The sequence below is a fragment of the Streptomyces sp. NPDC059355 genome, from assembly GCF_042752335.1.
Lineage (GTDB): Bacteria > Actinomycetota > Actinomycetes > Streptomycetales > Streptomycetaceae > Streptomyces.
This window is the reverse complement of record NZ_JBHYXN010000071.1, coordinates 1-12,662: the sequence shown is the minus strand read 5'-3', so window position 1 is coordinate 12,662 and position 12,662 is coordinate 1. Positions and strand designations below refer to the sequence as shown.

The following is a 12,662-nucleotide window of genomic DNA, read 5'->3' as shown; positions in this document are numbered from 1 at the left end:
CGCCCCCGGCCCGCCGGCCCGAGCCGCGGGTGAGGGGGGGGGGGGGGGGGGGGGGGGCGGGGGGGCCCCCCGGGGGGGGGGGGGGGGGGCGGGGGGGCCCCCCCCCGGGGGGGGGGGGGGCCCCCCACTGCTGCTCTGGTTCAGCTGCGGTTCGTGCCTCAAGCGGGGCCGAGGGGCTGGATGTTTTCCAGGCGGGTTGGGAACTCCACTCCCCCGGCTGCGGGCCGGAGGTACGCCAGTCGGCTGGTTCGGACTGCGCCGGTGTAGGGCTGCAAGGCCGAGCATCGGGTGTGTCAGAGCCGTCTCGTGGTGAACAGGGCGGTCCCGTGCACCGTGTCCACTTCCTTTCGCTCGGTCTCGGTGAACCCGACCTTGGCCAGCACACGGCGAGAAGCGGTGTTCCAGTCCCAGACCGTGGCCCACAGACGTTCGTACCCAGACGATCGCGCCCATTCCAGAACCGCCAACGAGGCCTCGGTCGCATATCCCTGACACCAAACTCGGCGTAGCAGCTCGAATGCCAGTTCCGGTTCCCCTACCGATCCTCGCCCGCTGTCGACCAGCCCGCAATAGCCGATGACGTCACGAGACGCCTTCCGTTCGACCGCCAGCAACCCGGTCGACCACACCTTGTTGGTGCGGATCGAATCCTCGAGCTCCGCGACCGTGGGGTGTCCGTCCGCGTCGATTCGGCGGTGCAGCGGCACTCGTGGGTCACGTTCGGTCCACAGCTCACGCTGGACGACAGCCTCGGCTACCCGCCAAGGTCTGAGCAGCAAACGACTCGTCTCGAGTACAACTTCGCTGTCCGGAGTCGCGCCAACTGTCATGACAGCAACCCTCTCACGGGCGAACGCGCTGTCGTGTCACGGGGCGCTCGGTCGGTCCTGTCGATCGTGGACGCTCGGCATGCGGGACAACCGAGATCAATCCCTGAGCGTCGTCTTGGACCTGTGCACGTTCGGAAGTACGGGGTGCGGCCCTGGCCACCGAGGCCGCGACGGGGGTCGCACCCCGACAATGCGAGAGCGCCCGGCCGGGCGGTGCCAGCGATTCCAATCCTCGTGCGGGTGGTGCCGCAGTCGCCGGCGAACCTCCCCCCTTTCCAGCGCCGTCGCAGCCGTCAAGGAGTAATGGACGTGCACGCGTGGCGATCCGCGCGTGCCGGCCGGTTTGAGTGATTCATTGCGACGTGGGCTGGCGGCTGAGCCACTCGAGAATCTGGTCACGTTGTGTGCGCATGGCACTATGTTCGGTGGTGGTGCCGTGGCGGTGGGCGTAGAGGGAGCGGTCAATGGCCCAGAGCTGGATGCAGTTTGCGGTGCACGGGTCGAGTGCTCCGGTCGTGTGCCACCGGGCTCGGGTGTCCTCGGGGAGGGGATCCCACTGGGTGAAGAACTCCTCGATCAGCGCGAGCACCAGCTCATCATGGCTGCTCATCCCGGCCTCCTCGCTCCGGCTCATCCTAAGGCTCTCTGCGGTTGCTGAGGGCGGTAGGGCCGGTGGTCCCTCCTTTGTGGCCCGTGAGGCATCGGCTGCGACCCGCGCCTCACCCCATCCCGACGCGGCAGACCGGGCGGTGGCTGAGCCCATGTGATGCCCAGCGCCACCAGGCCGGGCTCCGCGATGTGCTGCTCGCCAATTGGAGGGATGGCCCGACCAGAGAATCCCTTCGCGGACGCCGGGCGCGGTCCAGAAGGTGGTGGGGCGGCCCGGTGCTACTGCCGCCAGAGCGCTCTGGTCACCGGGCCTCGCCCGCGCACGCCCTATCGACGCGGACTGAGCCGACCATAGCCACCGCTGGCCACCACCCGGCACCACAAGCACAGCGTTCGGCACCCCGTGTGACACGCGGAGGCGAGGGTTGACGCCTGACGCTGACACCGCCCATTCCCCCTTCCCGCGGCACCTCCACGCGCAAGCAGCCCACATGCCGCAGCGGACGACCCCAGCCGTCAGCCGGTCAAAAGCACGCCGAACCATGACTCGCCCGTCGTAAGAACCAGCCGGGCCGACGTGCCCGCGCAGCCCACCTGCGCGAAGGGCGCCCGCCGCCTGCAGCCACGCCGGGGTCTGCGGGACTGTAAAAGGAACAGGAACGGTGCAACTCTGATCATGGAGGATTGCACCTGTGACCAGCGAGAACGGCCACCTTAGGCCGCGTACAGCCCAGCGAGACCACCCGTACCCCCGCCCTGCCACCCGAGGGCAGCCAGGCCGCACCCGGTACCGGACTCCTACCCGCGTGGCCGCGTCATCCCGAATGTTGGCACCGCCCAGTCCCTCGTTCGCTCAGGACGGGCGGTGCCAGCGGTTCTCTTCACGGGCACGGTGCCTGATCACCCGTAGGCCGATGATCGCGATCACGGCCACGGCGAAGCAGACCGCGGCCAGGACGACGTACAGGGTGCGGGACGGATCGGCATGGGCGGCGGTCTGTGAAGCGAGAACCGCGAAGAGGACGGCGCCGACAACAAACACGGGGATGGCCCACAGCGACAGCAGGCGGCGCAGTCGCAGATCGCTACGAGCCCACTGAGGTTCCGAACCGTCGTGCCGCCACCGAGCAGCTGCCCGCCGCGCGTGCCGGTCAGCGGCACGCGCGGCGAGATGGCTGTGCAGCGAGAATCCCATGCCTCTCACCTCACATCCCGGACGTTCCACTCACGAGGCCACTGCCCAGCCCGCGGCCGCTCACTCCACACCCCGCTCAACGTGCACTGGTCACCGGTCCTGCAGCGGGTCCGGCTTCGATGGACCAAAGACCTCAACGCATCGACGTGTCCGGCTGCCTGACGGAACGAGGAAGGCGGACGACTCCGTGTTTCGTTTTCCGGCTACCGGTTGCGGTTCTTTTCGCGCAGCGACTTGCGCCGGGCTCACGTCGAGGACCAGCGTCCGCCCAGGCAGATCGAGCTGGTCCAGGACGTGATCGCCAGAGAGCAGGTCTGGTGGCAATCACCGTCGCGGGTGCTGCCGGCCGGGCAGGCGGCCACGTGTGACGGCTACCGGCCCTGCCCCGGCCGGCAGCGCACGGGGGCTGGAGCAGCGATGCTCCGATCGCGGCCCCACGCGCCCCTATTGGAACCCGTCCCCGTGCCCTTGCACTGGGACTCGCCGACGTCGTCCCGCGGCTACCCATCGGAAGACGGAGTGGGGCGCGCCCAGGATGCTGTGAACGTGCCGGCCCTCCCGCCCCTTGTCCGGAGCTTGCCGAGGGTTGCGGATGTCAGCGGTTGCCGGGCATGGAGCGGTACGGCTGGGCTCCCAGGTCGCGTCGGGTATCCCGGTCGCGGGCGCCCGAGGCGGCAGCCAGGGCGAGGACAGTGGCGATCACACCAATGATCAGGTTGCTGGTGATCGAGCGGGTCTGCGCCACATCGCCGGTGACGACCCACGGTGCGATGCAGGTCCAGACCCCGATGGCGGCCGCCGCCCAGGCCATCGAGTGGGTGCGCTCGTAGGAATTGCCCAGACCGCCGAGCAGCATGTAGGTGATACCGCAGATGAGGTTGGTGACGGCCAGCGTGACCGAGCCGTTGAACCCCGCGATCCACGGGGACGCGGCGAGGTAGAGACCCGCCAACAGCGCGAGGGCTTCGACGATCTGCGCGCGCGGGGTCGCCGCCACACGGTCGTGCCGGGCCCGCAGCTCCACCAGATCCGGGTGCTCCTCGATCGGAGCGCGGTGCGTTGACGACATGACGACCTCCAAGAAGGAGTGATGACTCGCCCCCCCGCCTACCCATGAAGACGCCTTAAACGGTCACGCAAAGGTGAATTATTGATCCATTTGGCAATGGAAGAGACACGACAGCAGTGACTCCCGCGCCGTCGGCTTCTGCGGACCGCCCCCGATCCGCATGAGTGCGCGCCGCCGGCGAGATGCGCCGCCACCTCGGCTCCGCCTGACCCCTGCCCGCACACTCCCCGGCCTCGGCGCCAGCACGTCCGCCACTGCGTCCCGGAACTCTGTCACCACAAGGGGCGGGCCCCGTAGTATGCGCACTCCCCCGGCAGGCCGCGGCGCGCCCGTTCATGGCCCGGAGGCGGTCTCAGGCCGCGGCGGGGTCTGCCGCAGCGGCGGCGCGGCGGTATTCGGCGTTGAGGCGCTGGGCTTCCTCGAGCTGGTCTTCGAGGATGATGATGCGGCAGGCGGCCTCGACCGGGGTGCCCTGGTCGACGAGTTCGCGGGCTCGGGCGGCGATGCGCAGCTGGTAGCGGGAGTAGCGGCGGTGTCCGCCGGCGGAGCGGAGCGGAGCGGGGTGATGAGGCGGGCTTCGCCGAGAGCGCGGAGGAAGCCCTGGGTGGTGCCGAGCATCTCGGCGGCCCGGCCCATGGTGTAAGCGGGGAAATCGTCGTCGTCCAGGTGGCCGCCGAGCGGGCCGGCCGGATTCTCTGCTGTCATCGAACCTCTTTCGTGAAACGCGTGGAGGGGCCCTGGCGCCTATGGCACCAGGGCCCCGAAGGACAGTTACACCATCTACCGGCCCTGATACTGCGCCGGCCTACTTTTTTCCGCTTACCCGTCCGAACGGGGACGAGTGGCGCGGGGATCGCGGTGCTTGACCGGAGACCACCTCACTATCGATGTCCTGCGGTACCCGGACTCGCGTGGCGTCCGGGCGATCCTGATGGCGTCCCAACTCCTCCGTGCTTCCCTCTGGTGATCAATTACCTACCTGCAGGAACTGCCGTACCGCTGATACTGCGAACTGCGGTACTTCGAACTGCTGGTACTGCTTGTGGCCTTGCCAAGCGCCACACTTCGACAGCCAGCCCCGTCGCCCATCCTGCATCTGCTCTGGCTTAGAACCCCACTGCCGAACTTCCCGGTGCGCGCGCCCTCAGCCGACACCTTCACCGGGGGTCCTGCTTACTGACTGCACTGCTGGGTAATGCCGACTGCACTTACTGCGGGTACTTCCACTGCGGTAACTGCGGTACTGCCGGTGGCGGCCCCTGATCACTGCGGGCCACCCGGTCCGGTCGTCAGCCCCGTCGCCGTCCTGCAACAACCCTGGCTTCGGAACTCCACCACCGCACCGCCCTGCCGACTGCACTTACTTCCTGTACTGCGGGTACCACTGCCCGGCAGTTCGTCCCTGCCGGGCCCCTCTTGACTGGGCTACGAGAGAAACCATACCCACACCACAATCCAATGTCTACTCCGGCCGACATAGATTTTCGTTCGCTCGCCTCTTAGGTAATCGAATGCTGTCGGAGGTGAACAGCTGCGGTCAGGGGCACAACGACCGGGCAGGCAGGGCGGGATCCCGACAACAGACCCGGAGGGCGCGATGACCGCGACGAGCGCCGAGCGCACAGCCCTTCGGCCCCTGTCCGCCGTCGCCGAGGCGCGCCGGGCCGCCCGGGGGTTCGTCGAATCCCTCGGGGGGCCAGCCATTGGCCGGGAGCAGGCTGACACGGTCGTCTTGGTCGTCTCCGAGCTGGTGACGAACGCCCTGCGCCACGGTGGTGGTGCTTACACCCTCCGCCTGACCGCGCACCCCAGCTGCATCGAGGTCGCCGTCGAGGATCCCAGCCCGCGGATGCCGCGGTTGCGAACCCCCGACCTCGTGGAGGGGACGGGTGGATTTGGCTGGCACATGGTCAACGGCCTCGCCCACCACGTCGTCGTCATGCCCGGGCCCGAAGGTGGCAAGACCGTCCGCGCCCTCCTCCCCCGGTAGCGCGCCGGCCCGCACCTGCGGGCCTGGCGAGCCCGGGTAAGCCTGTTGCGGTCGCCCTGTTTTACCCGGGCTTCCGGTGGCCATACGGGGTTGCGTAGGCGTTTCCACCGAAGAGGGAGTGATCAGCTGTGTCTGGTGAGCAGAAGGCCGAAGCGAAGGGCGAGCAGGCCAAGGGCAAGCTCAAGGCAACCGCTGGCCGTCTGACGGGCAACGAGCGGCTGACCGCTGAGGGCCATGCGGAGCAGGCTACGGGCGACGCCCGCGAGGCCAAGGAGAAGGTCAAGGACGTCTTCAAGCGCTGATCGTCATACGTGAGGGCCGGGACCGCACGTGCGGTCCCGGCCCTCACGTATGGCCGCGCGCTGTCGGCGTGGGTCAAGCTGCGGCGGGCTCGGGCCGGCGCAGCTGGGCCTGGCCGAAGAGGAGTGCGTAGCCGTCGGGGAGCTGGCGGAGGATGCGGGCGAGGAGGTCGGGTCCGGCGAGGCGGGTGACGACGGCGAGTACGGCGCCGGTGTCCCAGCGGGCGACAGCCGGGCTCACGCCGGTGCGGGCCGCCATGTCTTTGACGAAGCCCCAGCCGGTGAGCTGCCGCGTGTCGGGGATCTGGGCGGTCAGGGTGAGGGCGGCCTCGGCGGGCAGGGCCTGGGCGAGGTCGACGCGTTCGTCGCCGGTGAGCTGGCGTCCGAGCGCGGCGAGGACGTGGTGGACGGCTTCGGCGGCGCGTTCGGGGGTGGGGTAGGCGCCTTCGTAGCGCACGCGTTCCAGCATCTGCCCGAACGTCATGGCGGGGGTGGCCTGATGCGGTCGAGGCTGGTCGTACATGGCTGCGGTTGCCTTTCTCTGCGAAGAATCCGGCCTCCGGCCGGTGGAGGTCAGGGATCGGATTGGTCAGGTGGGCTGGGGGTGGCCGAAGAGGAGGTCGTAGCCGTGAGGGAGTTGTATGAGGACCTCACGGGTAAGGACGTCGCCCGCGGCGGCGGCCGCGGTGGACAGGACCGCGCCGATGTCCCACAACGCGGTCTTCTCCGTGGCGCCCTCGATCCAGGCCGCGGTCGCACGGACGAACCGCTCCGGCGAGAGCGGCTCCGCGGCCTGGAGCGGATTGAGGAGGATCAGGGCGTACGTCTCGGGGAGCCGGGCGGCGAGTTCTGCCCGCACGGTGCCAACCAGGTGTGCGCCCAGCAGGCCCAGGACGACGCGGGCCACGCGGTCGGCCTCTTCCTGGGTTTCGTACTCGCCGCGCTCCTGGACATGGGCCAGGAACGACTCCCTGCGCATCGACATCACATCACCTCCGGGGAAAGGGGTGAAGGGGCCAAAGAGGGCGGAGGGCGGGCCGCCGGAGGGGGAATCGGCTCTTCCCGCCCTCCGCTGCCGGCTGGTACTGGAGGGTTCAGCCGGAGATCTGCTTGCGGCCGCTCTCGCCGCCGACGCTGATCTTGCGGGGCTTGGCGCGCTCGGCGATCGGGATCCGCAGGGTCAGGACACCCGCGTCGTAGTCGGCCTGGATGCGTTCGGTGTCCAGGGTGTCGGCCAGCACGATCTGGCGGGAGAAGACACCGAGGGGACGCTCGGAAAGCTCCACCTTCACGGAGTCGGCCTTCGCGACCGGGCGGCGCTCCGCCTTCACGGTCAGCATGTTCCGCTCGACGTCGATGTCGATCGCCTCGGTGTTCACCCCCGGAAGGTCGAACGCGATCACATACTCCTCGCCCTCACGGTAGGCGTCCATCGGCATCACCGACGGCTTCGACCAGGTCCCGGACGTCCCCGACAGCTGCTGGACGATCCGGTCGATCTCGCGGAACGGGTCAGTGCGCATCAACATCGCGAAACACCTCCAGTTGGTTCAGGCAGGAACTGCCAATGCGCTTCAACGTGCATCCGTTGTAACATGTCATCGAAACGATGACAAGCAAGGAGTCATCTGGAGGATGACAAGGTTCCGGAGAGTGCCATGAACGAAGCCGCAGAACCGACCGCACCAGTCCCGTTCCTTGCCGCCGCAGCGGCACTGCGGGCCATCAACCAGGCAGTCAAGGACGCGCAGCAGCCCTCCGCGGGAACGCCGGCCACCAAAGGGAAACCCGAGGACAACGCGGGCCCGCACCCGGCACTCGCCGCACTGCTGATGCTGCGCGAGGTCCGCGAACAGCTCGCCGGCTGGGAGAGCAGCCTGATCGACACCGCCCGCGACAAGGGCGCCAGCTGGGCCGACCTGGCAGGCCCACTCGGAGTCGCCAGCCGCCAGGCCGCCGAACGCCGCTACCTACGCCTGCGCCCCGGCACCGCCGGGAGCACCGGTGAACAGCGCGTCCAGGCCACCCGCGACACCCGCGCCGCCGACCGCAACGTGAACGCCTGGGCTCGCAACAACGCCGCAGACCTGCGCCGCCTCGCCGGCCAGGTCACCGCCCTCTCCAGCCTCCCGGCGGACGCCGACATCGCGGTCGGAGACCTGAACCAAGCCCTCGGTGACAACGACGCCGCCCGCCTCGTGGGCCCACTGACCGATACCCGGCACCACCTGCGACCCCAGGACACCGACCTCGCCGAACGCATCGACGCCCTCACCCGGCACATCAACCAACTCCGCCAGAACACACACGACCAGCGCAGTATGTGACCGCCCGACCGACCGGCCTGCCGGTAGCGGAGGCCACAACATGATCCGAGGAGTGAACCAGCATGCCCGAACACCCTCACCGAAAAAGCAGCCGCGACATCGCCGTGGAGATCCTGGACCACTCCATCGCAGTCAGGCCCACCGGCGAGATCGACATCGATACAGCCCCCACCCTGCAGCTCGCCCTCGCCGAAGCCCTCACCCACGCCTCACCCGCCAGGCCCGTGGTCATCGACTGCAGCAGCCTCACCTTCTGCGACTCCTCCGCGCTCAACGCACTTCTCGCCGCACGCCGCATAGCGCAGCCCACCGGCACCGCTATCCGCCTCGCCGCCCCCAACCTCCAGCTCCACCGCCTCCTGGAACTAACCGGCACCCTTGCCCTCTTCCCTCTGGATCAGGACCCGCCGGCTGATGGCCGCCGGTCGCAGTGGTGCGGGGACGGGCTGCCCCAATAGGGCACGCCGGTGATGTGAGGATCCCCGGTCGGCGTACGGCTGTAGGCACGTCGCCTGTCCGGGCCAAACCATGTCCAGGTCGGGCCCCGCGATGGCGCAGCGGGTAGACGACGTCGGGGCGGCCGGACGCGCCGTCCGGTAAGGCGATGCCGAAAAGACGCTGGTCGACGGGATCGAGCGGACGCCGCGGGAAAGCGGTATGCCCCCTGGCCTGCTCGGACGCCAGGCGCGGTGCGCACCGACGCGGGCCACGGCTTCGCATCGCGGCCCAGTCCGGCGACGCGAGGGGGATGGCGCCGTGCGTCCGGGCGCCTCACCGCGCCGACAATCCGAGCACCCTGCCCGGGACGGGCTTCCTCACATCCGGAGGCCCTCAGCCGCTTCCGCGCGGTTACCGGCGCCTGCGCATCGCATGCAGTGTCACTCGCCCTCGCCGGGCAGGCGCAATATACTTTTCCACCCCTTCTGGAAGTCATGTATCGGTATACGAAGGCACGCGCAGCTCCTGATCTTCTGGATGCCGACGGACACCAGCCAGCAAGAGGCTGCGTACACAGACGGGTTCACGGCCCTGAAGGAGTTCCTGGTCGACGTTCACGCCCACCTCACCGCCAGGCACGCAGAGCAGCTCGAATACACAAGGCTCGTCGTCGTGGCCAGCTGAAGCACTGGCTGGCCAGGGCCCGTTGCCGACCACCTAACCAAGGACGGCGTTAACGCGACTGGCGCGAATAGTCAGCAGCTCTTCCCACTCTCGGATTCCGCCGCCAGCCCCTGCCGCTCCAACCAGGCCCGCCGCGAGCGCAGCACGGGCCCCACGGCGCGAGGACGCTCGCTGTCACCTCTACTGCCAGTCCTGCGCGGTGCAGCCTGTCGACGGTAACCTTGGCCCTGCACACTGCGACTGCCGCCGACGCCCGTCTTGAGTGGCCTGCGGCGCGGCCTTGATCGGCGTACGGCGCATACACGTCGCCTTTTCGGGCCAAACCTTCGTCCCTGACGCGCTACGCGTCGACGGACCGGGTACACGGCGTCCGGGTGGCCGGCTGCGCCACCTGGTACGGCGACGCCAAGGAGGCACGGGTGGACGGGATCGTGCTGCTCAAGGAAGACCACAAGACGGTCGAGAAGCTGTTCAAGCAGTTCGAGAAGGCCGGCGACAGCGACCACGCCGAGAAGCGGCAAATCGCGGACAAGGTGATCAAGGAACTCACCACCCACACCTGGATCGAGGAGACGATCTTCTACCCGGCCGCCCGCGAGACCGACCCCGACACCAAAGACCACGTCCTCGAAAGCATCGAGGAGCACCACGTCGTGCTGTGGATGCTCTCCGAGCTCAAAGACCTCGACCCGGCCGACGAACGGTTCGGCGCCAAGATGAGCGTCCTGATGGAGAACGTCCGCCACCACGTCGAGGAAGAGGAGAAGGAATGGTTCCCCGACGTCCGCAAGGCCATGGGCCGCAACCGCCTCACCGAACTCGGCGAACAGATGGAAGCGGCCAAGAAGCAGGCTCCGGGCGAGCCGCTCGCCGTCCCCAGCGCCCAGGACTGACCTGAGTAGCTTCGGGTGTCCGTAAGCCCACGGATTACGGTGACGGGCACGGATCAGCCCGGGCGGATGTCCGTGACGGGCAGGCCGTGCTCGGAGCGCAGGCGCTCGGCCACGAGCGAGCGGTGACATGCCTCCGGATCGCGCTCGACGCAGAACAGGGCGGTCACCAAGCCGCTCGGAAGCTCGGCCACGAGCGGGCCGAGGTCGAACGGGTCGAGGATCTCACGGGTGTAGCGCTCAGCGTACTCGGGCGCCAGCGCGATCCGGTTGCGCTTGCCCACGCCCTGGCGGTCATCCTCGCGGTACTGGAGATGACGCAGTTCCGTCGTCGGCGCCAGCTCCTTCACGTGCCGGTAGCCGATGCCCGCCGCGGCGAGCGCACGCTGCAGCCGCACCGAGTTCGCCCAGGAGTAGTCGGGGCCCCGCACGCCGCGGAGCTGGCGGAGGTCGAGCAGCAGCCCCACGCCCCCGTCGGCGAGCTTTTCGAGGAAGGCGCCGGCCATGAAGCCGTAGACGCCGACCGTCGCGATGCGTCTCATCGCAGCACCTCTCCGGCTCACCCGAGGCGGCCGACGTGTTTGATGACGACCGCAACCGGAGCTGTGGTGATCGCGTACATCACGCGGTAGCGGCCGATGTGAATGCGACACAGCCCCGGTCCGTGGAAGGCCGCACCCCGTGGGCGCGGCTGGACGGCAAGGCAATCGACCGCGCACAGCAGCAGCCGCAGCCCGTCCGGGTCGTCCGCGATGTGTCGTACGGCCCCGCACAGGGCGGCTTCGTCCCACACGATGCCGTAAGCCATCAGCCGCACTCCCTCACACGGGTACCGGGCCGAGCCCGAGGGTCGCTGGGCCGGGCCTGCCAGTCTGAAGGCGCATGGACCGGGCGAGCACCACCCCAGTGCGCCTGCCTTGCCCCACCGGCGCCTGCCCGAAACAGCCGGTGCTACGCCGGCTGCAGCGCCCTCGCCCCGCGCCCGTCATGGTGCGGCGAAATGCTCACCCGCCCCGCCTGAGGTAAACAGCGGAGGGAGCACGACGGGGAAGGCCCGGATCGCGGTGAACACCCCCCGACGGGCAGCGTGAACCGACCCGGTTCGGCGGACTTGATCGGCCCAGTTGGCGCGGCCGGCAGTGCACACCCGTGACGCCCACCGCGGTCATACTCCCGTGCCTGAGGGGCTCAGCCATGGCGCGGTTGTGATTCCGTTGTTTCGTGGGAAGGACGTCCTTAGACCTGTGGAGGCTGATGTGGCGCGTGAGCGGATCGGACTGGCCGAGGTGCTGGCGGCGGCAGAGGCGGCCTCTCCCGTGGACTCCCTCGATGTCGTGGCCCGCAATCTGCGCGACCCGGTTCGGTGCGCGTTACGTGTCGTTCCTGTTCGTGGACGTCGTCGGCCGGCGCCTGCTGCGCGTCCACGACACGGCGGTCACTCCTCCCGCCCGGGGCTGCGCCATGCCCGGGCCGGCCGGAGCTGCTCCGCGCAGGCGGGCAGGCTTGTCCGGGCTGCCCGCCTGCGCGGCGACGGCGTGACAGAGCCCCGGCCGGGGTGACTACGGGCGCCTGGCCGGGGCTCTGCGTGGTGGGGTACCGCTCGCTCTCAGAAGGTCTCCTCGCCGCGCTGGTCGTCGCGCTTGTCGCGGATCAGGTCCTCCTGACGGCGCCGCTTGTCCTCGTCGGGGCTCTTGCCGACGCGGGACGGGGTGCCGGGCTCGGGGTGGACCGGGTCCTGACCGGGCTCCTGCGGGCGCTGGGGGCGCTGCTGCTCCTCGCGGCCCTTGCCCGGCTCTTGGCGCTTGTCCTGCATACCGCCCATGACGGCGACTCCCTTGATAGGCGGGGTGTGGATTCCTCGGCCCACGCTGCCACGAAGCGTCACCGCTCGCATTACATCGACTACGGATCGTGGCGAGAGGGTGATGTGGTACGGCCCGTGCGGATGCGTCGGAATGCGGGCTCGGGCTCAGTGCCGAGGATGGGCGCAGTCCCCCGTCCCCGCGTCGTCAGGAGCCGAACCCATGCTGCAGCGCACACTGCGCGAGGACCGCACAGAGGTTATCTGCATCCTCCCCGCCGACATCCCGCCCGGGCCGGTCAGCGTGGTCGGCGACTTCAACAACTGACAGCCCGGCGTCCACACCCTTACGCCGCGCAAGGACGGCCAGCGGGCCGTCACCGTCGAGCTGCCCTCCGAGGGCGCCCACTCGTGCTGGTATCTGGCCGCCGGGGACTAGGGCGTGTTGTGAAAGTGCTGGTCACAGCCATTCGTTGATGGCTGCGACCAGCACGGTCGCTTCGTAGCGGACTGCGAGTTTGTCGTACCTG

At 69.1% G+C, this 12,662-nt stretch carries 16 protein-coding genes and 2 pseudogenes; 7 read left to right on the top strand and 11 right to left on the bottom strand.

All coding sequences use genetic code 11. The features are described 5' to 3' along the window. Positions 1 to 293: 293 nt before the first annotated feature. The 5 genes and pseudogenes from ACFXGI_RS37085 to ACFXGI_RS37065 form a co-directional block, all read right to left on the bottom strand. Entirely contained in the window at positions 294 to 830 is a 537-nt protein-coding gene (locus ACFXGI_RS37085; protein WP_384716946.1) for a GNAT family N-acetyltransferase, read from the bottom strand. Positions 831 to 1,182: 352 nt separating this feature from the next. Then, on the bottom strand, positions 1,183 to 1,440 hold the full coding sequence (locus ACFXGI_RS37080) for a hypothetical protein (protein ID WP_384716943.1): 258 nt from the start codon (positions 1,438 to 1,440) through the stop codon (positions 1,183 to 1,185). Between the two features lie 852 nt (positions 1,441 to 2,292). Continuing rightward, positions 2,293 to 2,634, bottom strand: a complete 342-nt coding sequence (locus tag ACFXGI_RS37075) for a DUF6343 family protein (protein ID WP_384716940.1) — start codon at positions 2,632 to 2,634, stop codon at positions 2,293 to 2,295. A gap of 595 nt (positions 2,635 to 3,229) precedes the next feature. Continuing rightward, entirely contained in the window at positions 3,230 to 3,703 is a 474-nt protein-coding gene (locus ACFXGI_RS37070) for an SPW repeat protein (RefSeq protein ID WP_384716937.1), read from the bottom strand. A gap of 352 nt (positions 3,704 to 4,055) precedes the next feature. Beyond that, positions 4,056 to 4,408 (bottom strand): annotated as a pseudogene (locus tag ACFXGI_RS37065) (MerR family transcriptional regulator). A gap of 892 nt (positions 4,409 to 5,300) precedes the next feature. Here ACFXGI_RS37065 and ACFXGI_RS37060 point away from each other — a divergent pair. Next, the gene (locus tag ACFXGI_RS37060) at positions 5,301 to 5,693 is read left to right on the top strand and encodes an ATP-binding protein (protein ID WP_384716934.1); all 393 of its coding nucleotides are present in this window, start codon (positions 5,301 to 5,303) and stop codon (positions 5,691 to 5,693) included. A 128-nt stretch (positions 5,694 to 5,821) separates the two neighbouring features. Beyond that, positions 5,822 to 5,995 carry a CsbD family protein gene (locus tag ACFXGI_RS37055; protein WP_384716931.1) on the top strand — a complete coding sequence of 58 codons (174 nt, stop codon included), beginning with the start codon at positions 5,822 to 5,824 and terminating at the stop codon, positions 5,993 to 5,995. 73 nt (positions 5,996 to 6,068) lie between these two features. On the opposite strand, the gene ACFXGI_RS37050 is transcribed toward ACFXGI_RS37055, so the two are convergent. The 3 genes from ACFXGI_RS37050 to ACFXGI_RS37040 form a co-directional block, all read right to left on the bottom strand. Next, positions 6,069 to 6,515, bottom strand: a complete 447-nt coding sequence (locus ACFXGI_RS37050; RefSeq protein ID WP_384716928.1) for a DUF2267 domain-containing protein — start codon at positions 6,513 to 6,515, stop codon at positions 6,069 to 6,071. Between the two features lie 66 nt (positions 6,516 to 6,581). Next, complete coding sequence (locus ACFXGI_RS37045) at positions 6,582 to 6,977, bottom strand: DUF2267 domain-containing protein (RefSeq protein WP_384716925.1); 396 nt, start codon at positions 6,975 to 6,977, stop codon at positions 6,582 to 6,584. Positions 6,978 to 7,086: 109 nt separating this feature from the next. Continuing rightward, a complete protein-coding gene (locus ACFXGI_RS37040) occupies positions 7,087 to 7,521 on the bottom strand; it encodes an Hsp20/alpha crystallin family protein (RefSeq protein WP_384716921.1) in 435 nt (144 codons plus the stop codon). A 129-nt stretch (positions 7,522 to 7,650) separates the two neighbouring features. Here ACFXGI_RS37040 and ACFXGI_RS37035 point away from each other — a divergent pair, with 129 nt between their 5' ends. The 4 genes from ACFXGI_RS37035 to ACFXGI_RS37020 all read left to right on the top strand — a co-directional run bounded on the left by ACFXGI_RS37035 (position 7,651) and on the right by ACFXGI_RS37020 (position 10,334). Further along, positions 7,651 to 8,319 (top strand): HSP18 transcriptional regulator, encoded by a 669-nt coding sequence (locus tag ACFXGI_RS37035; protein ID WP_384716918.1) that lies wholly within the window; start codon positions 7,651 to 7,653, stop codon positions 8,317 to 8,319. A 62-nt stretch (positions 8,320 to 8,381) separates the two neighbouring features. Continuing rightward, complete coding sequence (locus tag ACFXGI_RS37030; protein WP_384716915.1) at positions 8,382 to 8,777, top strand: STAS domain-containing protein; 396 nt, start codon at positions 8,382 to 8,384, stop codon at positions 8,775 to 8,777. 517 nt (positions 8,778 to 9,294) lie between these two features. Further along, complete coding sequence (locus tag ACFXGI_RS37025) at positions 9,295 to 9,441, top strand: hypothetical protein (RefSeq protein ID WP_384716912.1); 147 nt, start codon at positions 9,295 to 9,297, stop codon at positions 9,439 to 9,441. Between the two features lie 419 nt (positions 9,442 to 9,860). Next, the gene (locus ACFXGI_RS37020; protein ID WP_384716909.1) at positions 9,861 to 10,334 is read left to right on the top strand and encodes a hemerythrin domain-containing protein; all 474 of its coding nucleotides are present in this window, start codon (positions 9,861 to 9,863) and stop codon (positions 10,332 to 10,334) included. A 53-nt stretch (positions 10,335 to 10,387) separates the two neighbouring features. Here the strand turns inward: ACFXGI_RS37020 and ACFXGI_RS37015 are convergent, their stop codons facing one another. Both ACFXGI_RS37015 and ACFXGI_RS37010 read right to left on the bottom strand, forming a co-directional pair. Further along, complete coding sequence (locus tag ACFXGI_RS37015; protein WP_384716906.1) at positions 10,388 to 10,873, bottom strand: DUF488 domain-containing protein; 486 nt, start codon at positions 10,871 to 10,873, stop codon at positions 10,388 to 10,390. A gap of 17 nt (positions 10,874 to 10,890) precedes the next feature. Then, entirely contained in the window at positions 10,891 to 11,139 is a 249-nt protein-coding gene (locus ACFXGI_RS37010; RefSeq protein WP_384716903.1) for a type II toxin-antitoxin system RelE/ParE family toxin, read from the bottom strand. A 448-nt stretch (positions 11,140 to 11,587) separates the two neighbouring features. Here ACFXGI_RS37010 and ACFXGI_RS37005 point away from each other — a divergent pair. Further along, a pseudogene (locus tag ACFXGI_RS37005) lies at positions 11,588 to 11,762 on the top strand (serine/threonine-protein phosphatase); the annotation flags it as partial. 175 nt (positions 11,763 to 11,937) lie between these two features. Here the strand turns inward: ACFXGI_RS37005 and ACFXGI_RS37000 are convergent. Continuing rightward, positions 11,938 to 12,153: a hypothetical protein gene (locus ACFXGI_RS37000; RefSeq protein ID WP_384716900.1), complete on the bottom strand. Its 216-nt coding sequence runs from the start codon at positions 12,151 to 12,153 to the stop codon at positions 11,938 to 11,940. Between the last annotated feature and the right edge of the window lie 509 nt (positions 12,154 to 12,662).

Excerpts from the sequence above, each read along its gene's own strand:
- ACFXGI_RS37010 (WP_384716903.1), bottom strand. The coding sequence starts at position 11,139 with ATGGCTTACGGCATCGTGTGGGACGAAGCCGCCCTGTGCGGGGCCGTA.
- ACFXGI_RS37085 (WP_384716946.1), bottom strand. The coding sequence starts at position 830 with ATGACAGTTGGCGCGACTCCGGACAGCGAAGTTGTACTCGAGACGAGT.
- ACFXGI_RS37025 (WP_384716912.1), top strand. The coding sequence starts at position 9,295 with ATGCCGACGGACACCAGCCAGCAAGAGGCTGCGTACACAGACGGGTTC.
- ACFXGI_RS37080 (WP_384716943.1), bottom strand. The coding sequence starts at position 1,440 with ATGAGCAGCCATGATGAGCTGGTGCTCGCGCTGATCGAGGAGTTCTTC.
- ACFXGI_RS37045 (WP_384716925.1), bottom strand. The coding sequence starts at position 6,977 with ATGTCGATGCGCAGGGAGTCGTTCCTGGCCCATGTCCAGGAGCGCGGC.
- ACFXGI_RS37075 (WP_384716940.1), bottom strand. The coding sequence starts at position 2,634 with ATGGGATTCTCGCTGCACAGCCATCTCGCCGCGCGTGCCGCTGACCGG.
- ACFXGI_RS37030 (WP_384716915.1), top strand. The coding sequence starts at position 8,382 with ATGCCCGAACACCCTCACCGAAAAAGCAGCCGCGACATCGCCGTGGAG.
- ACFXGI_RS37060 (WP_384716934.1), top strand. The coding sequence starts at position 5,301 with ATGACCGCGACGAGCGCCGAGCGCACAGCCCTTCGGCCCCTGTCCGCC.
- ACFXGI_RS37050 (WP_384716928.1), bottom strand. The coding sequence starts at position 6,515 with ATGTACGACCAGCCTCGACCGCATCAGGCCACCCCCGCCATGACGTTC.
- ACFXGI_RS37040 (WP_384716921.1), bottom strand. The coding sequence starts at position 7,521 with ATGTTGATGCGCACTGACCCGTTCCGCGAGATCGACCGGATCGTCCAG.
- ACFXGI_RS37000 (WP_384716900.1), bottom strand. The coding sequence starts at position 12,153 with ATGGGCGGTATGCAGGACAAGCGCCAAGAGCCGGGCAAGGGCCGCGAG.
- ACFXGI_RS37070 (WP_384716937.1), bottom strand. The coding sequence starts at position 3,703 with ATGTCGTCAACGCACCGCGCTCCGATCGAGGAGCACCCGGATCTGGTG.
- ACFXGI_RS37035 (WP_384716918.1), top strand. The coding sequence starts at position 7,651 with ATGAACGAAGCCGCAGAACCGACCGCACCAGTCCCGTTCCTTGCCGCC.
- ACFXGI_RS37015 (WP_384716906.1), bottom strand. The coding sequence starts at position 10,873 with ATGAGACGCATCGCGACGGTCGGCGTCTACGGCTTCATGGCCGGCGCC.